Source organism: Lacisediminimonas sp. (assembly GCF_030645335.1).
Taxonomy (GTDB): domain Bacteria; phylum Pseudomonadota; class Gammaproteobacteria; order Burkholderiales; family Burkholderiaceae_D; genus Lacisediminimonas.
The window spans coordinates 1-24450 of record NZ_JAUSNH010000062.1 but is presented as its reverse complement, the minus strand read 5'-3'; the positions used below and the strand labels follow the sequence as shown (position 1 = coordinate 24450).

The window sequence follows — 24450 nt, the reverse complement described above, 5'->3', positions numbered from 1 at the left end:
GGTCGGTCATCATGTCCATGCCGTACACATGCCAGTCGGTGGTATCGAGGATGCGCTTTGACAGGTGGTGGCCGATGAAGCCGTTGACGCCGAGGATGAGGACTTTTTTCATATCGAGGGAGTGGTAATGATGTTGGTTATTCTTGTCGTGGTCATGCGGTTTGCCGTCGCCCGCTTCAAGCTCGGGCAGCGATCAGCGACCCGGCAGCGCTTTCAGCACCGCAGCCAGCGCCGATGCCGGCACCGGCGCGCCATTTTCCAGCAGTTGCTGGATCAGCAGCGCGCGACCGTCGCCGCACTGACCGAAAATTGAATTATCCACTACAGCCAAGCCGGGCGGCAAATCAGGCAGTTGCGTGCGCGCCAGCCTGGCGCGGCCGATCACATAAGTGTGGCCGTGCAGCGTGGTGAATGCGCCAGGGTAGGGCGGCGCGACGGCCCGGTGCAAGTTATACACGACGGCGGCTGGTTGTTGCCAGTCAATCCTGCCATCTTCCGGCTTGCGGCCACCGAAGTAGCTGCCCTGGGCCAGGTCGTTTGCCAGGCGCGGCGCGCGACCGGCAAGCAGCAGTGGCAGCACCTGCCACAAGGTTTGCTCGGCGGCGACCGCGCACTTGCCAAATACCTCGAATGCGGTGTCGTCCGGCAGGATCGGTACCGCTATCTGCCCCAGGATGGCGCCGGCGTCCGGCTTGGCGGTCATTTCATGCAGTGTCGCGCCGGTTTGGGTTTCGCCGTTCAGCACGGCCCAGTTGACCGGCACGCGGCCGCGATATTTTGGCAGCAGCGAGCCGTGCATGTTGTATGCACCGGACTTGGCCAGCGCCAGCAAGTCCACCGGAATCATGTGCCGGTAGTAAAAACTGAAGATGAAGTCCGGGGCGATCTGCGCGATGCGTTGCCGCAGCGCCGGGTCGGCCGGGCTATCGGGCGTGACAACGGGCAGGCCCTGTTCTTCACACAGGGAAGCAACCGATTCGAACCAGATCGTTTCAGCCGGATTGTCCTGGTGGGTGACCACCAGCGCCACATCGACGCCACGCGCCAGCAGCACCTTCAGGCAACGCACGCCAACGGTGTGATACGCGAAGACAACGGAGCGCATCAGGACTGGCGCTCCAGTGCCGTGCGCGGTGCGCTGGCAACCGGCTCGGCAGACTGTTGCAGCACTGCCTGGACCACATAGCGCGGACGCCCGCGCACTTGCATGTAGATGCGGCCAACGTATTCACCGACTAGTCCGATGCCGAACAGGATCACGCCCATCAGGAAGAAATTGATGGCAAACAGCGTGAACACGCCCTGGACTTCAGCGCCGACGATGAAGCGGCGTATCACCAGCAGTATGAACAGCGCAGCGGAGACGAAGGACAGCGCCATGCCGATCAGCGAGAAAAACTGCAAGGGCATCAGCGAAAAACCGGTGATCAGGTCGAAGTTCAGGCGCAACAGGCTGTACAGCGAATATTTTGATTCGCCGGCGGCGCGTTCTTCATGCTCGACCACGATCTCGGTCGGGTTGCGGGCGAAGGTATAGGCCAGCGCCGGGATGAAAGTGTTGACTTCCTGGCATTGGTTGATCAGGTCGATCACGCCGCGCCCATAGGCGCGCAGCATGTTGCCCTGGTCGGTCATCTTGATATGGGTGATGCGCTCGCGCAGCCGGTTCATCAGCTTGGAGGCGTAGGTACGCCAGGCCGAGTCCTGGCGCTCACGGCGGATCGAGCCGACATAATCGTAGCCTTCACGCATCTTGGCGATCAGGAGATGGATCTCTTCCGGCGGATTTTGCAGGTCGGCATCGAGGGTGATGACAATCTCGCCGCGGGTCTGCTCGAAACCGGCCAGGATGGCCATGTGCTGGCCGAAGTTGCCGTTGAACAGCACGACGCGGGTGACATCGGGCCGGCGCCGGAACTGCTCGGACAGGATCTGCGGCGAACGATCGCGACTGCCGTCATTGACGAAGATGACTTCGTACTGGACGTTGAGGGCGTCGAGCGCCGGATAGAGCCGGTCGAATAGCCTGGACAGGCCCGCCTCTTCGTTGTAGACCGGAATGACGACGGATATTTCGGGTTTCATGAGTGTGCCGATTTCACTGAAGGAGCGATTTTACCGCGTCGACGGTCCGGTCCACATCGCTGTCTTGCATTGTTGCAAACATCGGCAGCGACACGATCTGGCGTCCGACCCGCTCGCCGATCGGGCACAGGCCTTCGCGATAGCCCAGCTCCCGATACAAGGTGAACAAATGGATTGCCGGGTAGTGATAACCGATACCGATCTTCTTCTCCATCATCATTGACATGAAATCGGCGCGTTTTATCCGTTGCGGCAGCACTAACTGGAACATGTGCCAGTTGGTCTGGCCCTGGTCTGCTGGCGGCAACTGCGCGCCGCTGATACGTTCGAAGTCGGGTCCGAACAGCGCGAAGTAGCGCGCCGCCAGTTCTTTCCTGCGGCTGGTCACGGCATCGAGATGGGCAAACTGGCCCAGGCCAATCGCGGCCGCTACATCGGTCATGTTGAATTTGCCGCCCAGCACATCGACATCGATGCCGTCCATGCCATTGCGGGTCACGCCTTGCAGCCGGTACTTTTCCGCCAGCCGCGCTTCGTCTTCGTTATTGAACACCATGCACCCGCCTTCGGACGAGGTGATGTTCTTGTTGGCCTGGAAGCTGAACGAGACCAGGTCGCCGAACGAACCTATCCGCTTTCCGCCCCAGGTCGAGCCGATGGCCTGGGCCGCGTCTTCGACGATGCGCAGATTGTGTTTTTCAGCAATCCGGTAAAGCCGGTCCATGTCGACCGGCAGGCCAGCCAGGTAGACCGGGATGATCGCGCGTGTGCGCGGCGTGATCGCGGCCTCGACCTTGTCGAGGTCGATGTTGCGGGTGACCGGATCGATGTCGGCGAATACCGGCGTGGCCCCGACTTCCAGGATCACGTTGGCGGTCGCAACCCAGCTGATCGGCGTGGTGATGACTTCATCGCCCGGGCCGATGCCCGCCACGCGCAGCGCGATTTCCATCGTGCAGGTGCCGGAATTGAAGGTACGCACCGGACGCCCGCCAAAATACGCCGACAGTGCCGCTTCGAATGCCTGCACCTTGGGTCCGCTGGTAATCCATCCCGAACGCAGTACCGCTACGACATCGGCAATGGTGTCTTCATCAATCGTGGGTTTGGCAAAGGGCAGGAAGGGCAGGGTCATGGTCATGGGTGTTGTGGTTTGGACAGACCGGCGCTTTGCCGGTCGGTTCTGGCGATCGATCTGCTTGCATGCGGCGACAGGCCGTGGGCTACTCTTCAACTGCGGGTCAGCAGGAAAACGCCGACGATGATGACGCCGATCGCCAGCATGCGCTGGGCAGAGACGACTTCACCCAGGAAGTACCAGGCGCCGACCGCATTGATGATATAGCCCAGCGACAGCAGCGGATAGGCGATCGTGACGTCGACCCGCGACAGGCCGATGATCCAGACCACCACCGAAATCACATAGCAGGTCAGGCCGGCAATGATCGGCAATTGGGTGGCCAGCTTGACGCCGGTGGAGAACCAGTTGCCAGCCGTGAGGTGAATCGCGCCGACGGCGTTGGTCCCTGCCTTGAGCAGCAACTGGGCGATCGCATTCAGGCAGATGCCGACGAAAATGAAGCCGAAAGTGGGCAGTGTCATGGTTGCTTGTCGGTCTTGACCAGTTGATTGGTGACGATCACGCGACGCGGATCCTCGCTGATGACGCGCATGGGCAACTGTTGTTGCTGCATGGCTGCGTAGACGCCGAGTGACATGATCGCGACTTCCTTCTTGTTGGCTGCGTGGGCGGCGCGCCAGCGCTGTGCGAATTCGGCGCGGGTCGGTATCCACAGATGGGGTTCCTGGCGCACGCCGAATGCCATTTCGTCGGCAAATTCGACCATGGTCATCGTGCGCTGCAGGTAGAAGGGCAAGGCTTGCTCGTATTTCCCGACAATGTACAACTTCGTATCCGGGGCGAGTTCTGCCTGCAGCGCCGGTACGTGCGCGGCGCCCGAAGCATAGTGGCCCAGCGGCTGGTGGCCAAGCATGACCAACTGGCCGACGACGAATCCGGTGACGGCCAGCGCCAGCACCGCATGATGATTGCGAGAGCGCGCCAGCATCAGCGCATAGAAACTGCCGGCCGCACCGAGGATGGCGCTGCCGCCCACCCACCAGGCATAGCCCTCATACAAGGGCCGCTCCCATTCGACGCTGGCCATGTCGGGAATGCGCGGCACGAAGGGCAGGCCGACCAGGCAGAACGCCAGTACCAGGCCGGCAGCGAGCATGACCGGACGCACGCCAACCCGATCCAGGTAAGCGGCGATCAGCAGCGCCATCGCCGGGAAGATCGGGATGATGTAGGACGGCAGCTTGGAGCTGGAGACGCTGAAAAATACAAAAATCAGCACTGCCCAGATCAGTAGCAGGCGCCTGGCATGGAAGCGGCCGTCTGCCGGTTGACGCCAGCCGTCGTACAGGGCCTGGAACAGGATGCCCAGCCACGGCAGGATGCCCAGCGCCAGGATCGGGATGAAGTAGTACCAGGGGCCGGCTCGGTTATGGATCTTGCTGGTGAAGCGTTGCAAGTGCTCCTGGATGAAAAAGAAATGCGGGAATTCGGGATTCTGCAGCGATACCAGGATGAACCACGGCGCCGTGATCAGCAGGAATACCAGCAGCCCGGCGACCAGATGCAAGCGGGTCCAGAGCCGGAAATCACGCTGTACGAGCGTGTAAATGACCAGTACGGCGCCCGGCAGCACGATGCCGATCAGTCCCTTCGACATCACCGCCAATGCCATGCCGGCCCAGCACAGCAGCATCCAGTTGCGTTGCTCCCTGGGCCCGGCCTCGTCGCGTTGTGCCAGCAACAAGGCGCAAAGGGAAATCGTCATCATGCCGGCCAGGCCCATGTCGAGCGTGTTGACATGTGACAGTGCAGCCCAGAAGAACGAGGAAGCGAGGATGACGCCGGCATAAAACCCGGTGCGCACGCTGACCAGGCGCCGGCCGGTGTAGGCGACCAGGCCGATGCCGAGCAATCCGCACAGGCCAGTCCACAGCCGCGCCTGCCATTCGCCCAGCCCGAAGGCGGCGAAGGTGAGGGCATTCATCCAGTTTTGCAGCGGCGGCTTGTAGAAGTACTTGGTGGCGTTCAGGCGGGGCGTGACCCAATCGTTGGTGGCCAGCATTTCACGCGCCATTTCGGCGTAGCGCCCCTCGTCGGTCGGCACCAGCGTGCGCGTGCCCAGCATGACAAACCAGGTGACGATAAACAGCAGCAGCAATGTCCAGCCGAGTCGCTTTGACGGAAATTCGGACATCATGTCGGATTGTTCCCCAGCAACAGGGCCAGTGCGACTTTGCGTCCTTCGGCCATCAGGATGTTGTAGGTCCTGCAGGCGGCCTGGTTGTCCATGCACTCGACACCGACATGCACGGCGGTAAGGCCTGCTATCAGACGTGGGTGGATGAAGCGCTGCTTGTTGCCGGTGCCCAGGATCACGACCTGCGGCTCGAACGCCTGCACCATCGCAAAGTCGGCCGGCGTGAGTTTCTCGAACGACTCGACCGGCCAGGGCAGGGGCGGGGTTTCCGGCAGGACCACAAGGTTGTGCTCGAAACGCACGGCGTTGATCTCGACGCCGCTCTCATCGTAGGCGGTGACGGTCTGGTATTTCTGGGTATCGTTGGCGTGTAGCTTCATGGCGATGCTTGGTTGGATCGGCAGGATCAGCGAGGCGGACCGGTCAGCCGGCCCGTGGCGAAAGCACGGACCGCAAGCGGCGGCGCGGCTTCCGGAAAACACCCGGCATTGTACCTTTTCCACTCTGCGGGGGCGCTTACCGATTGATAAAAGCCATCGCATTCGGCACAATGGTGGGCTTATCGCGCCGCAACAAAGCGCTGACGTTCGACGTGCGCCAATCACGCGCGCCATCACTGAGGTAACACCCCGTGCGTCCCATCCAGAAATCCAAGAAGCTTGCCGACGTCTGCTACGACATCCGAGGACCGGTGCTTGAAAAGGCCCGGCAGATGGAGGAAGAAGGCCACAAGATCATCAAGCTCAACATCGGCAACCTCGCCGTGTTCGGCTTCGAAGCGCCTGAAGAAATCGTGCAGGACATGATTCGCAACATGGGCAATGCGTCGGGTTACACCGATTCCAAGGGCATGTTCGCGCCGCGCAAGGCGATCATGCAATACACGCAGGAAAAAAACATTGCCGGCGTGACCATTGATGACATCTACCTCGGCAACGGCGCTTCAGAGCTGATCGTGATGAGCATGAACGCGCTGCTCAATACCGGCGATGAAGTGCTGGTGCCGGCGCCGGACTATCCGTTGTGGACGGCAGCCGTCAGCCTGTCGGGCGGAAAGCCCGTGCATTACGTGTGCGACGAGCAGGCCGACTGGTATCCCGACATCGACGACATCAAGAAAAAAATCACCAGCAATACCAAGGCGATTGTCGTGATCAATCCGAACAACCCGACCGGTGCGCTGTATCCGGTCGAGTTGCTGCAGCAAATCGTCGACCTGGCGCGCCAGCACCAGCTGGTGGTGTTTGCCGACGAGATTTACGACAAGGTCCTGTACGACGGCAATACCCATGATTCGATCGCGTCGCTGGCCGACGATGTGTTGTTCATCACCCTGAACGGCTTGTCAAAGAATTACCGTTCCTGTGGCTATCGGTCCGGCTGGATGGTGGTGTCCGGGGAGAAGCGCCATGCCAAGGACTATATCGAAGGCCTGAACATGCTGGCGTCGATGCGCCTGTGCGCCAATGCGCCGGGCCAATACGCGATCCAGACCGCGCTCGGTGGATACCAGACCATCAACGACCTGATTTCACCGACCGGCCGGCTGACCCGGCAGCGCGACCTTGCGCACCGGCTGCTGACCGAAATTCCCGGCGTGAGCTGCGTCAAGCCGAAATCGGCGCTGTACATGTTCCCGCGGCTGGACCCGAAGCTCTATCCGATCGAAGACGACCAGCAATTTGCCTATGAGCTGCTGGCCGAGGAACGGGTGCTGATCGTCCAGGGCACCGGATTCAATTGCCCCACCACCGATCATTTCCGGCTGGTGTTCCTTCCCAATGTTGACGACCTGTCGCTGGCGATCGGGCGCATTGCCCGCTTCCTCGACCGTTATCGCCGGCGTCACGGCACTGCCTGACACTGCTCCATCCGATCTGACAATCAAATGAAACCAATCAAAGTAGGCTTGCTGGGCATCGGCACCGTCGGTGGCGGTACTTTCGACGTATTGAAGCGCAACCAGGAAGAGATCCGGCGCCGGGCCGGACGTGGCATCGAAATCGCCATGGTGGCCGACCTGAATGTGGAGCGCGCCCGCCAGGTCGTCGGCTCCCAGTGCGAAATCGTGACCGACGCCAACCTGGTGGTCACCAATCCCGACATCGACATCGTGATCGAGCTGATCGGGGGCTATGGCATAGCGCGTGAGCTGGTGATGAAGGCGATTGCCAACGGCAAGCATGTGGTCACGGCAAACAAGGCGTTGCTGGCCATCCACGGCACCGAGATTTTCAAGGCGGCGCAGGAAAAGGGCGTCATCGTCGCCTTCGAAGCGGCGGTTGCCGGCGGCATCCCTATCATCAAGGCGCTGCGTGAAGGGCTGACAGCCAACCGCATCGAATGGATCGCCGGCATCATCAACGGCACCACCAATTTCATCCTGTCCGAAATGCGCGACAAGGGCCTCGATTTCGCCACTGTGCTGAAGCAGGCGCAGCAATTGGGCTATGCCGAAGCCGATCCGACTTTCGACATCAAGGGTATTGACGCTGCGCACAAGGTGACGATCATGTCGGCGATTGCATTCGGCACGCCGGTGCAATTCGACAAGGCGTACGTGGAAGGCATCGACGCACTGGATGCGGTCGACATTGCTTATGCGGAGCAGCTCGGGTATCGCATCAAGTTGCTGGGCATTACCCGCCGCACCGATCGCGGCATCGAGTTGCGGGTACATCCGACGCTGATCCCGGCCCGGCGCCTGCTGGCAAATGTCGAAGGCGCAATGAATGCCGTGCTGGTGCAAGGTGATGCCGTCGGCGCCACCTTGTATTACGGCAAGGGCGCCGGTTCGGAACCGACGGCGTCGGCCGTGATCGCAGATCTGGTGGATATTGCTCGCCTGGCGAGTGCCGATCCCGGTCACCGGGTACCGTACCTGGCTTTCCAGCCGGACGCGATGGCCGACACGCCGATCCTGCCAATGTCGGAAATCACGACCAGTTATTACCTGCGCCTGAAAGTCGCCGACCAGGTGGGCGTGCTGGCCGACCTGACCCGTATCCTGGCGGACGCCGGCATTTCGATCGACGCCATGCTGCAAAAGGAACCGGCCGAGGGCGAAACCCAGGCCGACATCATCCTGCTGACGCACCAGACGCAGGAGAAGCATATCGACGCCGCGATTGCGCGCATGGAAGCACTGTCGGCGGTATCGGGAAAAGTAACCCGTATCCGCCTTGAACAACTGAGCTGATTGATTGCCCTGCACTGACGATGAAATACCTCTCGACCCGCGGACAGGCGGCGCCGCAATCCTTCTCCGAAATCCTGCTGGGCGGACTCGCGCCGGATGGCGGCCTGTACTTGCCCGAGCACTATCCGCAGGTCAGTGGCGCTGAACTCGATGCCTGGCGCACCTTGTCCTATGCCGAACTGGCGTTCGAAATCCTGCGCAAGTTTGCTACCGACATTCCCGAGCAGGACCTGCGCGCGCTGACCGCAATGACTTACACGCCGGCGGTGTATTGCAACGCCCGGCCGGGCGATGACGCCACGCAGATCACACCGCTGCGCAAGCTCGAAAGCCTTGGCGGCGCCACCATCCTGCTGCAGTCGCTGTCGAACGGGCCGACGCTGGCATTCAAGGACATGGCGATGCAGTTGTTGGGCAACCTGTTCGAATACATCCTGACCAAGCAGCATGCAGAGCTCAATATCCTGGGCGCAACCTCGGGCGACACCGGCAGTGCGGCCGAATACGCCATGCGCGGCAAGAAGGGGATACGGGTTTTCATGCTGTCGCCGCACAACAAGATGAGTGCGTTCCAGCGCGCCCAGATGTTCAGCCTGCAAGACCAGAATATTTTCAATATCGCCGTCGAAGGCGTGTTCGACGATTGCCAGGACATCGTCAAGGCAGTGTCCAACGACCACGCATTCAAGGCGCGCCAGAAGATCGGCACCGTCAACTCGATCAACTGGGCGCGGGTGGTGGCGCAGGTGGTCTATTATTTCCGCGGTTACCTGGCGGCCACTACCAGCAATGACCAGAAAGTGTCGTTCACCGTACCGTCCGGCAATTTCGGCAATATCTGCGCCGGTCACATTGCGCGCATGATGGGCCTGCCGATCGACCGGCTGGTCGCCGCCACCAACGAAAACGATGTGCTGGACGAATTTTTCCGTACCGGCGTCTACCGTGTGCGCAAGTCGGCAGAGACCTGGCACACCAGCAGCCCGAGCATGGACATCAGCAAGGCATCCAATTTCGAGCGCTTCATTTTCGACTTGCTGGATCGTGATGCGACCCGGCTGCGCGCGCTGTTCCGCAAGGTCGAGCATGAGGGCGGCTTTGACCTGTCCGGGCGTGCAGGCAGCGATGGCGACGAGCATCGCAAAGTCGGCGACTTCGGTTTCCTGTCCGGCAAATCGGTGCACCAGGACCGGCTGGCGACGATCCGCGACGTCCACGCCAATTGCGGCGTGATGATCGATACCCACACCGCAGACGGCGTCAAGGTGGCGCGCGAATGCGCCGTGCCCGGCGTGCCGATGATCGTGCTGGAAACGGCATTGCCTGCCAAGTTCAATGAAACCATCCGTGAGGCGCTCGGGCACGATGCGGATCGTCCGGCCGGCTTCGAAAACATCGAGTCCCTGCCGCAGCGGTTTACCGTGATGCCGGTCGATGCCGCGCAGGTCAAGCAAATGATTGCCGAGCATACGGGACTATGAACAAGCCCAATCCCATGCTGAGCGTGCAGGAGGCGCTGGATTTCCTGCTGGCCGCAGCCAAGCCGTTGACCGGAACCGAAGTGATCGACACGCTGGCGGCAAACGGCCGCGTGCTGGCCGCCGACCAGACGTCCCTGATCAACGTGCCGCCGATGGACAACACGTCGATGGACGGTTATGCCGTGCGTGCTGCCGACTGCAAATTGCCCGAGGTCACGCTGGCTGTCAGCCAGCGCATACCGGCAGGGCAGGTCGGCACCCTGCTTGCGCCCGGAACGGCCGCGCGCATCTTCACCGGCGCCATGATCCCGCCCGGGGCGGATGCGGTCGTGATGCAGGAAATGTGCGAACTGCACAAGGACCCGGGCGGCGACCGCGTCACTGTCCGTCATGCGCCGGTGAGCGGCGAATGGGTGCGACGGGCTGGCGAAGACATCCGTGCCGGCAGCGTCATCCTGCCAGCCGGCACCCGCATGCGGGCCCAGGAAATGGGGCTGGCGGCGTCAGTCGGACTGGCCAGCCTGCCTGTGGTGCGCCGCTTGCGGGTCGCCGTGTTTTTCACCGGTGACGAGCTGGCCATGCCGGGCGAAGAACTCAAGCCGGGCGCCATCTACAACTCCAATCGCTTCTCCCTGCGCGCCTTGCTGGAAAATTTCGGTTGCGAAATCGCCGACTACGGCATCGTGCCCGACACGCTGGAAGCGACCCGTGACACGCTGCGCCGCGCGGCGCAGGACAATGACCTGATCATCACCTCTGGCGGTGTATCGGTCGGCGAGGAAGACCATATCAAACCGGCAGTCGAAGCCGAGGGTAAGCTCAACATGTGGCAGATTGCTGTGAAGCCCGGCAAACCGCTGGCGTTCGGCGAAGTGAGCCGGCGGCAAGCTGGCACGGCGGGCGACGCCAATGGCAGCGGCGCGGCCTGGTTCCTGGGGCTGCCCGGCAATCCGGTATCGAGCCTGGTCACCTTCATGCTGTTCGTGCGGCCCTTCATCCTGCGCTTGCAGGGCGACATCCGGTGCGCCCCGCGTGCCGTCACCATGCGCGCCGACTTCGCATGGCCCAAGGCCGATCGCCGCAATGAATTCCTGCGGGCGCGGATCAATGCCGCCGGCGGACTCGACCTGTTCCCGAACCAGAGTTCGGGTGTGCTCACCAGCACGGTCTGGGGCGACGGCCTGGTCGACAATCCGGCTGGCGCCACCATCGCGCAAGGCGACCAGGTGCGCTTCCTGCCGTTTGATGGATTGCTTTACTGATGCATTGCTTTATCCACGACTGATGACCGATCACTGATTACGGAACGACCACGCCATGCAGATACAACTCCGATTTTTTGCCAGTGTGCGCGAGGCCTTGAACACCGCGCAGGAGTCGGTCGAGCTGCCTGCCGGCGTGCAAACCATCGGCGACGTGCGGCAACACTTGCAGGCGCGCGGCGGCGCATGGGCAGAGGCGCTGGCGCAAGGGCGCGCGCTGCGCATGGCTTACAACCAGCAAATGAGCGACGAATCGACCCCTGTCACACCCGGCTGCGAAGTGGCGTTTTTCCCGCCCGTGACCGGCGGTTAGGGAGCGGCCATGCCAGTGCGCGTCCAGCAACAGGATTTTGACCTCAGCCACGAAGTGGCGATGCTGCGCGCGGACCAGCCGGGGATCGGCGCCATCGTCAGCTTCGTCGGCACCGTGCGCGACATGAACGACGGCTCCAGCGTGGCGGCGATGGAACTGGAGCATTACCCAGGCATGACCGAAAAGGCGCTGGAAGACATTATTGTCCAGGCCAAGGCCCGCTGGCCCGTGTGCGACGCGTTGGTGATCCACCGGGTTGGCCCGCTGATGCCGCTCGACCAGATCGTGCTGGTGGCGGTGACGTCGCCGCATCGGGGCGAGGCATTTGCGGCCTGCGAGTTCATCATCGACTACCTGAAGACCGATGCGCCGTTCTGGAAAAAAGAGCAGACCCCGGACGGGTCGCGCTGGGTCGATGCACGGGTCAGCGATGATACGGCGCTGAAGAAATGGCAGGCCAGCCAGTGACCTGGCTCGCCGTCGGACTCGGTGCGACCATTGGCGCATGGTGCCGCTGGCACCTGGGCTTGCGATTGAATACGGTGTTCCTGACTTTTCCGCTCGGTACGCTGGTGGCAAACCTGGTGGGTGGCTACCTGATCGGGTTGGCCGTCGGCCTGTTCGAGTCCTATCCGGCCTTGCCGGAAACCTGGCGGCTGTTCCTGGTCACCGGCCTGCTCGGTGGCCTGACCACCTTCTCGACCTTCTCGGCAGAAGCCATGTTGCTGCTGCAGCGCGGGCAGTACCTGTGGATGTTCGGCCATTCGGCGCTGCATCTGCTCGGCTCCATCCTGTTCTGTATCGCGGGCTATGCGACCTACCGGGCCCTGGCCTGAATCAATCCCGCCAGCATCGTCCTGCTGTCGGCGGTGACGCCTTGGGCGGCCTGGCCTTTCTTCCCCGGTTCATTCAGTTTAGCGTCGTCGAAGCCGGCTGCACGTCTGTCATGCCCGGCATTGCCAGGCTGACTTCCCATTGCGCCTTGCTGGCGGCATCCTGCAGCAGCTTGCAGAATCCATGCAGCACCCGATCCGAGAAGGCAATCTCGAAACGCTTGCCGGCCACGTCAATGAATTCAATGCGGACCGGCTGGTTTGCCTTGAGGTGGAAATTGGCGGTCGTCACCAGCAAGGGGTCGGTGCCCAAGGGATATTCCTGCGCCGTTTCTTCAAACTTGGCGGCAAAGCCGCCGCGCCGGACGTTGTCGTTGATCGACGCTTCATGCGCCATGCCAACGATCTCGCGCTTGGCATGTTGCGCCTGCGGCTGTTCCAGCGTGATCTTGGTTTCCAGGGCGCGCAGGATGCCGGGCCACAGCCTGATCAGGATACGTCGCGTCAACCAGGCGCGTACCTCGTGCAAGGCTTTTTGCTCATTGCGAAAGGTCGCGCGCATGACCAGGCGGTCCTGTTCCTGGTTATAAGCGACTTGAAGTTGATGCAGTTCCATGGGCTGCCCGTTGCCGGGATAAATCCTTTCTTGAATTGTGGTCATGCACCCATAGATTCAGGGAAGACGAATCCTTTTTGGAGTGCACGATGCGCATTGATAAATTCACAACAAAACTACAAGAGGCGCTGGCGGATGCCCAGAGCCAGGCTGTGGGCAATGATAACCAATACATAGAGCCAGCGCACCTGCTGACGGCGCTGTTGAGCCAGGACGATGGCGGCGCACGTTCATTGTTGCAGCGCGCCGGTGTCAATGTCGGCGGCCTGCAGTCCGACCTGAAAATGGCGACCGAGCGCCTGCCCAAGGTGACGGGCACCGGCGGCCAGGTCCAGATCGGACGCGATTTGTTGAACCTGCTGAACCTGGCGGACAAGGAAGCCCAAAAGCGCGGCGACCAGTTCATTGCAAGCGAAATGGTGCTGCTAGGCCTGGCCGACGACAAATCCGACGCCGGCCGTGCTGCGCGCGAGCAAGGCCTGACCCGTAAATCGCTGGAAACCGCGATCGATGCCGTGCGTGGCGGAACCAAGGTCAATTCCGCCGAGGCAGAAGGCCAGCGCGAATCCCTGAAGAAATATACGGTGGACCTGACCGAACGGGCCCGCAATGGCAAGCTCGACCCGGTGATCGGGCGCGACGATGAAATTCGTCGTGCGATCCAGGTATTGCAGCGCAGGACCAAGAACAATCCGGTGCTGATCGGCGAGCCCGGTGTGGGCAAGACGGCGATTGTCGAAGGCCTGGCACAGCGCATTGTCAACGGCGAGGTGCCCGAAAGCCTGAAGAACAAGCGCGTGTTGTCGCTGGACATGGCCTCGCTGGTGGCCGGCGCCAAGTATCGCGGCGAATTTGAAGAGCGGCTGAAGTCGGTGTTGAAGGAATTGGCGCAGGACGAGGGCCAGACCATTGTGTTCATCGACGAATTGCACACCATGGTCGGCGCCGGCAAGGCGGAAGGATCGATGGATGCCGGCAACATGCTGAAGCCGGCACTGGCGCGCGGCGAGCTGCATTGCATCGGCGCGACCACGCTCGACGAGTACCGCAAGTATGTCGAGAAGGACGCCGCACTGGAGCGTCGCTTCCAGAAAATCATCGTCGGCGAGCCGAGCGTGGAGGCGACCATCGCCATCCTGCGCGGCCTGCAGGAAAAATACGAAGTGCACCATGGTGTTGAAATCACCGACCCGGCCATCGTCGCCGCCGCCGAGCTGTCGCATCGCTATATTACGGATCGCTTCCTGCCGGACAAGGCGATCGACCTGATCGACGAGGCCGCATCGAAGATCAAGATCGAGATCGACTCCAAGCCGGAAGTCATGGATCGGCTCGACCGGCGCCTGATCCAGCTCAAGATCGAGCGCGAAGCGGTCAAGAAAGAGACCGACGAAGCGTCGCAGAAGCGGCATGGTCTGCTGGAAGAAGAGATCGGTCGCCTGGAACGCGAGTATGCGGACCTGGAAGAAGTCTGGAAAGCCGAAAAGTCGATGGTGCAAGGCACCCAGGCCATCAAGGAAGAAATCGAAAAGATCCGGCAGGAGATGGACGAGGCGCGCCGCCGCGGCGACTGGCAGAAAATGTCGGAGCTGCAGTACGGTCGCCTGCCTGAGCTGGAGAATCAGCTAAAGCATGCCGACAGTACCGAAAAGCTGGCCACCACGGCCAAGCCGAGGCTGTTGCGCACCCAGGTCGGCGCCGAAGAGATTGCCGAAGTGGTGTCGCGCGCAACCGGCATTCCGGTATCGAAGATGATGCAGGGCGAACGCGACAAGCTGATACAGATGGAAGACCAGTTGCATCAGCGCGTGGTCGGCCAGGATGAAGCGATCGCTGCGGTGTCGGACGCGATCCGTCGTTCGCGCGCCGGACTCGGCGACCCTAACCGGCCATACGGTTCCTTCATGTTCCTTGGCCCCACCGGTGTGGGCAAGACCGAGCTGTGCAAGGCGCTGGCCTCGTTCCTGTTCGATACCGAAGAAGCCATGATCCGGATCGACATGAGCGAATTCATGGAGAAACATTCGGTGGCGCGCATGATCGGTGCGCCGCCGGGTTATGTCGGCTATGAAGAAGGCGGCTACCTGACCGAAGCCGTGCGCCGCAAGCCATACAGCGTGATCTTGCTCGACGAAATCGAAAAGGCCCATCCGGATGTGTTCAACGTGTTGCTGCAAGTGCTGGACGACGGTCGCATGACCGATGGACAGGGCCGCACGGTGGACTTCAAGAATACCGTGATCGTGATGACCTCGAACCTGGGTTCGCACAGGATCCAGTCGATGGAAGACAGCGAACCGGGCCTGGTCAAGCTGGCGGTGATGGCCGAAGTGCGCGGGCATTTCCGGCCGGAGTTCATCAACCGCATCGACGAGATCGTGGTGTTCCACGCGCTTGACGAAAAGCAGATCGGCGCCATCGCGAAGATCCAGTTGGGCGTGCTGGAAAAGCGCCTGGCCAACATGGAAATCGGCTTGCAGATATCCAACGCCGCATTGCAAAAGATTGCCGAGGCAGGATTCGATCCGGTATATGGTGCGCGTCCGCTCAAGCGCGCGATCCAGCAACAGATCGAAAACCCGCTGTCCAAGGCAATTTTGCAGGGCAAGTTCGGGCCGAAGGATATCGTCAGCATCGACGTGCAGGGCAGCGAACTGGCGTTTGAAAAAGGGGTGTAAGCCGCTTCAAGGGCGTTAGCCGGACAGGGAGGCCAGATGGTCTCCCTTTTTTTTTACGCGCCCGCAAAAAAGGTGAAATTGCCGAATTTATCAAGTTACAATTTCGCGAACATCAACGATGTGGGGATGGAATGGGGTGGTTTTTTGTGAACATCGTGATTCCGGCAACGCTTCCCTTGTTTTTCCTGTTATTGGCAAAGCTTGCTGACCTGAATCCGGATTCGTCGTCCCGTACCAATCCGATCCGCGCGGTTCAGGATGGCCAGCTGGGTTGGGTCGGGATGGGGTTTGCTGCGTCTGGTGCTTACGACCTGCTCAGTCATTTGTTGGGGAAGCGCGCAACGACGCCGGATTGGGCCGGTGTCGTGATGGCGGTGCTGACGCTATGTCTTGCCGTTTCAGCATTCCTGGCCATGCTTGGCACGCTTCATCCCGTCGCGCAAGCCAAACGCCTGGACTGTTTTACCGGATGGATACGGCATTACCGTCTGTTGGTCGTGACCGGCTTCGTCACCTTGTCAACAGCCTTTCTCTATAGCCTTGTGCATTACGCTTTGCCGGAAAATTGAATTGGGTTAGAGTGAAATTCAATCTGGAAAATGGAATGGAGGTGCAAACATGTCACGTGCGATCAAGGAATTCCTGAAGGATGAAGAGCGTGCATTTCGGATACTCGTCGATGCATCTGCTGCTGTCGTTGCGGTAGCAATGATTATTGGCGTTGGCGCCATTATTCTGATGCGTTAATCGAACAAGTTGCTTTTCGGGCAAAATGATGGGCAGCGCATGCGCTGCCTTTTTTTTCGATTGCGCAAAGCTTTCGCTGTACTGACTTGAACTTCCCCGACCGCAAACGGGTTTGAACATCCGCTTGCGCCGCACACCAGACAAGAAGAAACCATGTCCGCATCCTTACCCGCGAGCAGCATCCGGCAGGACGCCAATGTCATTGGCCTCGTTGCAGCCGCCCATACCACGTCACATTTCTTCCATCTGTTGCTGCCGTCCCTGTTCCCGTGGCTCAAGGATGCCTTCAATGCCTCGTATGTCGAGCTGGGGTTGCTGGTGACGGTGTTCTTCATCGTATCGAGCGTGGTGCAATTCTTTGCCGGCTTCGTGGTCGACCGATTCGGTGCGCGCATTGTCCTGTACGTCGGACTGGCATTGCTGGGCCTGTCGGCGCTGGTGCTGGCCAGCGCCCATCACTACGCGGTGCTGATGGCCGGTGCAGTCCTGGCCGGACTTGGCAATGGCGTATTCCATCCGGCCGACCTGACCCTGCTCAACAAGCGGGTATCGGTGGAGCGCCTCGGCCATGCGTTTTCAACGCACAGCATAGCGGGCACGCTTGGCTGGGCGCTGGCGCCGGCGCTGCTGGTGCCCATTGCACTGGCCACCGACTGGCGCGTCGCTTTCGCCTGCGCCGCTGTCTTGCCGCTGGGTGTGCTGGCCTTGCTGCTGGTTTTTCGTGACCACCTGCAAACCCAGGCCGAAAGCGATGCCGTGGCATCGGCCAAAGCGTCGGGCGGCATGGGCGCCAAGTCCGTTGCCGGCGCTGGCGCCGGCTTCATGCGCGAGCGGGGCGTGTGGCTGTGCTTTGGCTTTTTCTTTGTGATTGCCGTCGCCATTTCGGGCGTCAAGACCTTTTCTATTCCGGCATTGCGCGAACTGTTCGGCATGTCCCTGGCCACCGCGACCACCGGGTTCACCGCCTACATGCTGGCGTCTGCCGCAGGCACCGTGCTGGGCGGTTTCATTGCATCCGGCAGGTCGCGCCATGAGCGGACAATTGCCGTGACACTGGGGGTGTCCGGTGCGTTCTCGCTGGTCATTGCCAGCGGTCTTGCCGCACTGTGGATGGTGCCGCTGCTGATGGCGGTGGTTGGCTTCGGCGCGGGCCTGAGCGCACCATCGCGCGACTTGCTGATACGCGCGGCGGCGCCCAAGAACGCCACCGGGCGCGTCTATGGCGTCGTCTATTCCGGACTGGATGTGGGCTTTGCACTGGGGCCGCTGAGTTTCGGCTTCTTGATGGACTTGGGTAGTCCGGCCAGTGTGTTCGTGGTCATCGGCATATTCCAGATGCTGGCGGTGGTGACGGCGCTCGGTGTCGGCGGCAGGACGGCGGCCAGCGCTGAGCGCGCAACAGCTTGACGCTGTGCCGGCAAGCGCACTAGCGGCTTCGTGCCGGTGCGGCGGCCAGCGGCATCAGTGCCGGTGCCGGTGATGCAAGTCCGGATAATGCGGATGATCATGCAGCAGCGGGTCATGGTGATGCCTGTGCGTGTGCGGCTCCTGGCCATCCCAATCGAAATCATGCGTGTGCTGGTGGTGTTCATCATGGACATGCGCATGCGTATGGTCCAGCGGCTGGTGCCGGTGCCGGTGGGCATGGCGCTCGGTCAGGTGCAGCCACAGTCCCACGGCCATCAGCGCGCCCGCCAGCCAGAACTGCAGCGAAGGTGTTCCACCGAATATCAGCAGTGACAGCGCCGCGCCGACGAACGGCGCGCTCGCGAAATAAGCGCCGGTGCGCGCCGTGCCCAGCGCGCGCAATGCCAGCACGAACATCACCAGGCTCACCCCATAGCCGGCCAGGCCGATTGCCGCAGTCGACAGCACGATGCCCGCCTGCGGCCAGGCGGCGCCGGTCCATAGCGCAATCGCCACATTCACCGAACCAGCAACCAGGCCCTTGATCGCAGCGATCTGCACAGCATCGTTGCCGGAAATTTTTCGGGTCAGGTTGTTGTCCAGCGCCCAGCACAGGCACGCCGCGATGATCAGCAGTGCGCCGGTGTGCAGCACCGGAGCGCCTGTGCTGGCGGCGGGGGCCCACGCCAGCAGGCCACCGGCGGCAACGATGAGCAGCATCCCAATGAAAATGCGGCGGTTGAAGTGCTCGCGGAACACGAACCAGGCCAATAAGGCCGTCAGCACCGATTCCATGTTGAGCAGCAGCGACGCACTGGCCGCATCGGTGATCGCCAGGCCCGACATCAGCAGCACCGGCCCAGCCATGCCGCCCGCCACGACTGCCCCGCCCAGCCAGGGCAGGTCGGCCCTGGCAATCGCCCGCAGCGGCTCATGCCGCAATAGCAATCGCCGCACGGCAATCCAGACGGCCAGCCCTATCCCGCTTCCCAGGTAGAGCAGGCCGGCGATCAGCACCGGCGACGCATCGCCCAGCACGATTTTGGCCAGCGGTGCGCTGGCGCCGAACAGCGCGGCCGCGAGCAAGGCATAGCCAACTGCAGGCGGTGTCCTCGACATCATTACTTTCATCATGCCTACAGCATGCACCAATCGGGCCTGGATTTCACAGATGCCCCTCGCACTCTCATAATGCGGAAAATCATCACTGCATAGCATTATGATCGATTACCGAATGAAGAAAAAGCATTTCATATAAAGAAAAACGGTTGCCAAGTTATTGTTTTAAAAGATAAAGAATTTTTAAAGATGTCTTATATAAGAGTATGGTGCCATGCAATAGCAGGGCTAACATGGTGTCAACAGGCCGGCACTTGAAACACCCAATTTCATTCACCTTCAGGAGATACGACATGAGCACACGACAAGAGCAGATCCGCGCATTGGAAACCGACTGGGCAGAGAACCCGCGCTGGGCAGGCATCAAGCGCAATTACACGGCAGAGGACGTGGTCAAGCTGCGCGGCTCGGTGAGGATCGAGCACACGCTGGCCCATCGCGGCGCCGACAAGCTGTGGGAGCTGCTGCGCGACGAGCCTTTCGTTGCCACCCTTGGTGCGCTGACGGGCAACCAGGCCATGCAGCAGGTGAAGGCGGGCCTGAAGGCGATCTATCTGTCCGGATGGCAAGTCGCCGGCGACGCCAACTCGGCCGGTGAAATGTATCCCGACCAGTCGTTGTATCCGGTCAATTCGGTGCCGCAAGTCGTCAAGCGCATCAACAACACATTCCAGCGCGCTGACCAGATCCAGTGGTCCGAGGGCCGTGGCGATATCGATTATTTCGCGCCCATCGTGGCCGATGCCGAGGCCGGTTTCGGCGGTGTGCTGAACGCCTTCGAACTGATGAAGGCAATGATTGACGCCGGCGCGGCTGGCGTCCACTTTGAAGACCAACTGGCTTCGGTGAAGAAATGCGGCCACATGGGTGGCAAGGTGCTGGTGCCGACCCGCGAGGCGGTCGACAAGCTCAATGCCGCGCGGCTGGCCGCCGATGTGATGGGTACGCCAACCCTTGTGATTGCCCGTACCGATGCCGAAGCGGCCGACCTGTTGACGTCCGACGTCGATCCGATTGACCGCCAGTTCTGCACCGGGGAGCGTACCGTGGAAGGCTTTTTCCGGGTCAAGCCGGGCCTCGATGCGGCTGTGGCCCGCGCCATCGCCTATTGCCCCTATGTGGACCTGGTGTGGTGCGAGACCGGCAAACCGGACCTGGCTTTTGCCAAGGCATTCGCCGACGCTGTCCATGCAAAATTCCCGGGCAAGATGCTGGCCTATAACTGCTCACCGTCGTTCAACTGGAAAAAGAACCTGGACGACGCAACGATTGCGAAATTCCAGCGCGAACTCGGCGCAATGGGTTACAAGTTCCAGTTCATCACGCTGGCCGGCTTCCATTCGCTGAACTACTCGATGTTCAACCTGGCCTATGGCTACGCCCGCCAGAACATGACCGCCTTCGTCGAAATGCAGGAAGCCGAATTCGCCGCGGCCGACAAGGGTTTCACGGCCGTCAAGCACCAGCGCGAGGTCGGTACCGGCTATTTCGACGCGGTGTCGCAGGCGGTGCAGCAGGGGCAATCGTCGACCACGGCATTGCATGGCTCGACCGAGGACGAGCAATTCTTTGACGGCACAGCGCACGACGCAGCCGACAGCAGCGAAAGAAAGGCTGCCTGATCCGCCGCAGCGGAACCAGCTAGCCGGGCGGAGGAGACACCGCGTTGGGCAGGACGAAAGCCGCACTCGAAAGGGTGCGGCTTTTTTTTCATGTGCGCCCCACTTCTGAAAACTGTAGCGACTATCGGCTACTTCGACCGGCGGTGTACCGCGGCAGTCTTGAGCTCAAGGACTTGAACCGCCCGGCGCCCACAGGATGGTGCAGGTTTGATCCACATCATGCGCGGCAAGCTGCCTTTCCATTTAAATGTGGCCGTGCCGAAGGACAACAGGATCGTCCCGGAGCGCGGACTTCTATTGCTGACCCGCTTGCGGGGACGCCATCCGCTTTCAGTAATTTACTCAGGAGATAGCTTATGCAACCCATCCACACCCGCCCTTGGAGCCGACTGGCACTTGCCGCAGCGACAGCAATGCTTCTTGCTTCTTGCACTGACTACGACGATCCCGCCAAACAGGACATGAGTGGCGCGACAGATGCCACTAAAGACCCGGTTGTGATCGAACGCGTTGCCGGACTTGGTACAGAACCGGTTGCGCAGAATTAGGCGATGCATCCGGGTCCGACAAGTGGGCGCCGGTTGCCAGGAAGGCGGCATCTACGCTGACTGAAACTGCCCGACCCAAGGTGATGCGCGCCAGCGCTTTACCGGTGCGCCAGTGATTCTGTTCACTGGCGCTTTTTTTTGGTGCGCCCAGCATGGGCGCACTCCTGCGGGTGAAAGTCGCATCGCAAACCTTGACTACTCGATTAATTCGGACCGCTGGCCCATCGCCTGCCGCGCACTTGTTACAATCATGCTTTATTGCGTCTTGTCGCGCGGCGTGCAGGGAGGCAGGCTTTTGGCCCAGCCCGGCACGGCAGCAGCCCGCAGCAAGCCATCGCGTCACCGGTGCATCCGGTCATTGAGGGTCCTCACACGGCATCCCGCGTCGCGACATAGATCGAGCCATCCAGGAAATCCGGTCGCTTCAACGGCACCTCGTGGCGCATATCCAAGGAAAACGATGTTCAGCTACCGCCACGCATTTCACGCCGGGAACCATGCCGACGTACTCAAGCACCTGGTCCTGACGCAGTTGCTGGATTACATGGTCCAGAAGGACGGCGCGGTGATGTTTGTGGATACCCATGCCGGCGGCGGCATTTATTCGCTCGGCAGCCCGCAGGCCAGCCGCAACGCCGAATACCAGTCCGGCATCAGCCGGTTGTGGGGCCGCAAGGACCTGCCGGCTCCGCTGGCCCGTTATGTCGAGGCCGTGCGTGGCTACAACACCGGTGACCAGTTGCGTTCTTATCCCGGTTCGCCGTTCATTGCGGCCAAATTGTTGCGCCCGCTGGATCGCCTGCGCTTGTTCGAATTGCATCATAACGAAAGCAAGGTTCTGGTTGAAAACATGCGCAAGCTCGATGCGCATGCGCCGGCCGGCGGCCGCGGCAAACGGGTGATGGTGGAACGCGAGGATGGTTTCACTGCCCTCAAGGCACTGCTGCCGCCACCATCGCGGCGCGGCCTGATCCTGATCGATCCGCCCTACGAAGACAAAATGGACTACCGGCGGGTAAAGGACGTGCTCGACGATGCGCTTGGACGTTTTCCGACCGGCACTTATGCAATCTGGTATCCGCTGTTGCAACGCATGGAGGCGCGCCAGTTGCCGGAGCGCTTGAAGCGCATGCCGGGCAAGGACTGGCTCAATGTCACCCTGTCGATCAGTGAGGCGTCGCCGGACGGCTTTGGCCTGACCGGCAGCGGCATGTTCATCATCAATCCGCCGTGGACGCTGGAAGCCGAGTTGCGCGAACTGATGCCCACGCTGACCACGCTGCTGACTGCCGGTCCCGGCGCGAATTTCGTGCTGGAGTCGGGCGCGCCCGTGACCGGAGTCGGTGCGCGCCGCGGCCGGGCATTGCCAACACAGGCATGAACAAGGCCTTTGTAAAAGAAAGCGACGATGAAGACGACGACAGTGGTGAACCACTGCCGGAAATCCCCGCGGGCACCCGCAACTACATTACGCCAGCCGGCTATCAGCGCATTCGCGCAGAGCTGTTCCAGCTCATCGATGTCGATCGGCCCGAAGTGGTCAGGATCGTGCACTGGGCCGCGTCCAACGGCGACCGCTCGGAAAATGGCGACTACATCTACGGCAAGCGCCGCCTGCGCGAGATTGACCGCCGCATACGTTTCCTCACCAAGCGCATGGACCTGGCTGAAGTGGTCGACCCCAGCATCCATCATGGCAATGACCAGGCGTTTTTTGGCGCGACGGTCAGCTATGTCACGCGCAATGGCGAACAACATGTCGTGACCATCGTGGGGATTGATGAAATCGATCCGCTCAATGGCAAGATCAGCTGGATTTCACCGGTGGCGCGCGCGCTCACGAAATCGCGTGTCGGCGACCTGGTGACGCTGCAAACGCCGGCCGGTCCGGAGGAGCTGGAAATCATGGCGGTGAATTACCCCGCACCGGGGCCGGCCTAAGCCCGTTCGCGGACGATGCGGGCGACCGACGGCACCTGGCGGATGTTGCGCATCAGGCGCGCCAGGTGCACCCGATCCTCTACCTGGACGGTAAAGCGCAACTGGGTCATTTTCTGGTCACGGTCTTCGTCCATGCCCACGAAAATGATGTTGGCGTCGGCTTCGCCGATCTCGGCCGCCACCCGGGCCAGCACGCCTTTTTCATTCTTGACCAATACCTTGATGCGGCAGTCGAAGCGCCGGTTCAGGTCGCTTGCCCATTTCACTTCGGTCCATTGCTCAGGTTCTTTCGAGCGCTGACGCTTGGCGATTTCGCAATCGGATGCATGCACCGTCAATCCCTGGTCGCGCCGCAGGTGGCCCAGCATCTTGTCGCCGGGAATCGGCAGGCAACAGGGGGCAAGCTGGACGGCTGCGCCTTCGTTGCCGGCAATGATGACCGGTTCCAGGCGGTTGGGCAGCAGCCTGCCGTCGAGGTCGGTGCCGGGCACGGCAGACAGGCCATTTTCCGACAGGCCGAAGATATGGCGCGCCACCAGCGCCGCCATGCGCTTGCCCACGCCGATGTCGGCATGCAGCTCGTCCAGCGATTTTGCGCTGGATTCATTCAGTAGCCGTTCTGCCAGCGCATCCGGGATCGACGGGCTCAGGTTGAGGGCGCGCAGCGCCTGCGCCAGCAATTCCTGACCCAGTTCGATCGACTCCGGCAGGTTGATGGTGCGCAAGTGATGGCGAATTGCCGAACGCGCCTTGCCGGTACGCACGAAAGTCAGCCAGGTGGGGCTGGGACGCGAGGTCGATGAGGTGACGATCTCGACGATGTCGCCGTTGCGCAGTTCGGTGCGCAGCGGTGCGTGTTCATGATTGATGCGCGCGCCGATGGCCTGGTCGCCAATGGCGGTGTGGATCGTGTAGGCGAAGTCGAGCGCGGTGGCGCCGCGCGGCAGCGCAATGATGGTGGACTTCGGCGTAAAGACGTACACCGAGTCCGGAAACAGGTCGACCTTGACGTGTTCGAGGAATTCGGCCGAATCGCCGGTTTGCTTCTGGATGTCGAGCAGGGACTGCAACCAGGCATGGGTGCGCTGCTGCATGTCGCTGGTTTCGCCATCTTCATTCTTGTACAGCCAGTGCGCGGCCACGCCGGACTCCGCCACCCGGTGCATTTCCTGGGTGCGGACCTGGAATTCGACCGGCGTGCCATACGGACCGATCAGCGTGGTGTGCAGCGACTGGTAGCCATTGAGCTTGGGGATGGCGATGTAATCCTTGAACTTGCCCGGCATCGGCTTGTAGAGCGCATGCAGCGTGCCCAGCGCCA

At 61.3% G+C, this 24450-nt stretch carries 24 protein-coding genes and 1 pseudogene; 15 read left to right on the top strand and 10 right to left on the bottom strand.

The genetic code is table 11. The features are described from left to right. The 7 genes and pseudogenes from Q7T64_RS04695 to Q7T64_RS04665 form a co-directional block, all read right to left on the bottom strand. A pseudogene (locus Q7T64_RS04695) lies at positions 1-112 on the bottom strand (bifunctional UDP-4-keto-pentose/UDP-xylose synthase); the annotation flags it as partial. An 81-nt stretch (positions 113-193) separates the two neighbouring features. After that, a complete protein-coding gene (locus Q7T64_RS04690) occupies positions 194-1105 on the bottom strand; it encodes a formyltransferase (RefSeq protein ID WP_304791974.1) in 912 nt (303 codons plus the stop codon). Further along, entirely contained in the window at positions 1105-2085 is a 981-nt protein-coding gene (locus tag Q7T64_RS04685; RefSeq protein ID WP_304791971.1) for a glycosyltransferase, read from the bottom strand. Before Q7T64_RS04685 ends, Q7T64_RS04690 begins: the two co-directional genes overlap by 1 nt. Before the next feature lie 13 nt (positions 2086-2098). Then, entirely contained in the window at positions 2099-3220 is a 1122-nt protein-coding gene (locus Q7T64_RS04680) for a DegT/DnrJ/EryC1/StrS aminotransferase family protein (protein WP_304791977.1), read from the bottom strand. A 95-nt stretch (positions 3221-3315) separates the two neighbouring features. Next, positions 3316-3687, bottom strand: coding sequence for an EamA family transporter (locus Q7T64_RS04675; protein WP_304791968.1), 372 nt, complete (start codon positions 3685-3687; stop codon positions 3316-3318). After that, positions 3684-5363 carry a glycosyltransferase family 39 protein gene (locus Q7T64_RS04670; protein ID WP_304791965.1) on the bottom strand — a complete coding sequence of 560 codons (1680 nt, stop codon included), beginning with the start codon at positions 5361-5363 and terminating at the stop codon, positions 3684-3686. The genes Q7T64_RS04675 and Q7T64_RS04670 overlap by 4 nt, the downstream gene beginning before the upstream one ends. Next, entirely contained in the window at positions 5360-5743 is a 384-nt protein-coding gene (locus tag Q7T64_RS04665) for an Mth938-like domain-containing protein (RefSeq protein ID WP_304791963.1), read from the bottom strand. The genes Q7T64_RS04670 and Q7T64_RS04665 overlap by 4 nt, the downstream gene beginning before the upstream one ends. 251 nt (positions 5744-5994) lie before the next feature. Between Q7T64_RS04665 and Q7T64_RS04660 the strand changes: the two genes are divergently transcribed. The 7 genes from Q7T64_RS04660 to crcB are packed head-to-tail and all read left to right on the top strand — an operon-like array spanning position 5995 to position 12454. Next, positions 5995-7224 carry a pyridoxal phosphate-dependent aminotransferase gene (locus Q7T64_RS04660; protein ID WP_304791960.1) on the top strand — a complete coding sequence of 410 codons (1230 nt, stop codon included), beginning with the start codon at positions 5995-5997 and terminating at the stop codon, positions 7222-7224. A 27-nt stretch (positions 7225-7251) separates the two neighbouring features. Then, the gene (locus Q7T64_RS04655) at positions 7252-8562 is read left to right on the top strand and encodes a homoserine dehydrogenase (protein WP_304791957.1); all 1311 of its coding nucleotides are present in this window, start codon (positions 7252-7254) and stop codon (positions 8560-8562) included. A gap of 20 nt (positions 8563-8582) precedes the next feature. After that, positions 8583-10043, top strand: coding sequence for a threonine synthase (gene thrC, locus Q7T64_RS04650; protein ID WP_304791954.1), 1461 nt, complete (start codon positions 8583-8585; stop codon positions 10041-10043). 14 nt (positions 10044-10057) lie between these two features. Continuing rightward, complete coding sequence (glp, locus tag Q7T64_RS04645; RefSeq protein ID WP_370653252.1) at positions 10058-11305, top strand: gephyrin-like molybdotransferase Glp; 1248 nt, start codon at positions 10058-10060, stop codon at positions 11303-11305. Between the two features lie 55 nt (positions 11306-11360). Further along, on the top strand, positions 11361-11618 hold the full coding sequence (gene moaD, locus Q7T64_RS04640; RefSeq protein ID WP_304791947.1) for a molybdopterin converting factor subunit 1: 258 nt from the start codon (positions 11361-11363) through the stop codon (positions 11616-11618). Positions 11619-11627: 9 nt separating this feature from the next. Next, complete coding sequence (gene moaE / locus Q7T64_RS04635; protein ID WP_304791944.1) at positions 11628-12086, top strand: molybdopterin synthase catalytic subunit MoaE; 459 nt, start codon at positions 11628-11630, stop codon at positions 12084-12086. Beyond that, positions 12083-12454 (top strand): fluoride efflux transporter CrcB, encoded by a 372-nt coding sequence (gene crcB, locus Q7T64_RS04630; protein ID WP_304791941.1) that lies wholly within the window; start codon positions 12083-12085, stop codon positions 12452-12454. The genes moaE and crcB overlap by 4 nt, the downstream gene beginning before the upstream one ends. Positions 12455-12527: 73 nt before the next feature. On the opposite strand, the gene Q7T64_RS04625 is transcribed toward crcB, so the two are convergent. Next, positions 12528-13112: a hypothetical protein gene (locus tag Q7T64_RS04625; protein ID WP_304791938.1), complete on the bottom strand. Its 585-nt coding sequence runs from the start codon at positions 13110-13112 to the stop codon at positions 12528-12530. A 44-nt stretch (positions 13113-13156) separates the two neighbouring features. Here Q7T64_RS04625 and clpB point away from each other — a divergent pair, with 44 nt between their 5' ends. The 4 genes from clpB to Q7T64_RS04605 all read left to right on the top strand — a co-directional run bounded on the left by clpB (position 13157) and on the right by Q7T64_RS04605 (position 17899). Beyond that, positions 13157-15745, top strand: a complete 2589-nt coding sequence (gene clpB, locus Q7T64_RS04620; protein WP_304791935.1) for an ATP-dependent chaperone ClpB — start codon at positions 13157-13159, stop codon at positions 15743-15745. 131 nt (positions 15746-15876) lie between these two features. Next, positions 15877-16314, top strand: coding sequence for a hypothetical protein (locus tag Q7T64_RS04615; RefSeq protein ID WP_304791932.1), 438 nt, complete (start codon positions 15877-15879; stop codon positions 16312-16314). A gap of 49 nt (positions 16315-16363) precedes the next feature. Then, complete coding sequence (locus Q7T64_RS04610; protein WP_304791929.1) at positions 16364-16492, top strand: hypothetical protein; 129 nt, start codon at positions 16364-16366, stop codon at positions 16490-16492. A 153-nt stretch (positions 16493-16645) separates the two neighbouring features. Then, complete coding sequence (locus tag Q7T64_RS04605) at positions 16646-17899, top strand: MFS transporter (protein WP_304791926.1); 1254 nt, start codon at positions 16646-16648, stop codon at positions 17897-17899. 54 nt (positions 17900-17953) lie between these two features. Here the strand turns inward: Q7T64_RS04605 and Q7T64_RS04600 are convergent, their stop codons facing one another. Further along, positions 17954-19033 carry a DMT family transporter gene (locus tag Q7T64_RS04600; protein WP_304791923.1) on the bottom strand — a complete coding sequence of 360 codons (1080 nt, stop codon included), beginning with the start codon at positions 19031-19033 and terminating at the stop codon, positions 17954-17956. Positions 19034-19311: 278 nt separating this feature from the next. On the opposite strand from Q7T64_RS04600, the gene aceA reads away from it, so the two are divergent. From aceA to greB, 4 genes are all read left to right on the top strand, one after another. Then, positions 19312-20640, top strand: coding sequence for an isocitrate lyase (aceA, locus tag Q7T64_RS04595; RefSeq protein WP_304791920.1), 1329 nt, complete (start codon positions 19312-19314; stop codon positions 20638-20640). A 356-nt stretch (positions 20641-20996) separates the two neighbouring features. Continuing rightward, positions 20997-21188, top strand: coding sequence for a hypothetical protein (locus Q7T64_RS04590; RefSeq protein WP_304791917.1), 192 nt, complete (start codon positions 20997-20999; stop codon positions 21186-21188). Positions 21189-21648: 460 nt separating this feature from the next. Further along, positions 21649-22569, top strand: a complete 921-nt coding sequence (locus Q7T64_RS04585; RefSeq protein WP_304791914.1) for a 23S rRNA (adenine(2030)-N(6))-methyltransferase RlmJ — start codon at positions 21649-21651, stop codon at positions 22567-22569. After that, on the top strand, positions 22566-23129 hold the full coding sequence (gene greB, locus Q7T64_RS04580) for a transcription elongation factor GreB (RefSeq protein WP_304791911.1): 564 nt from the start codon (positions 22566-22568) through the stop codon (positions 23127-23129). Before Q7T64_RS04585 ends, greB begins: the two co-directional genes overlap by 4 nt. Here greB and Q7T64_RS04575 read toward each other — a convergent pair. Continuing rightward, positions 23126-24450, bottom strand: a 1325-nt coding sequence (locus Q7T64_RS04575) for a bifunctional (p)ppGpp synthetase/guanosine-3',5'-bis(diphosphate) 3'-pyrophosphohydrolase (protein ID WP_304791908.1), incomplete at its 5' end; no start/stop codon positions are given. The genes greB and Q7T64_RS04575 overlap by 4 nt on opposite strands.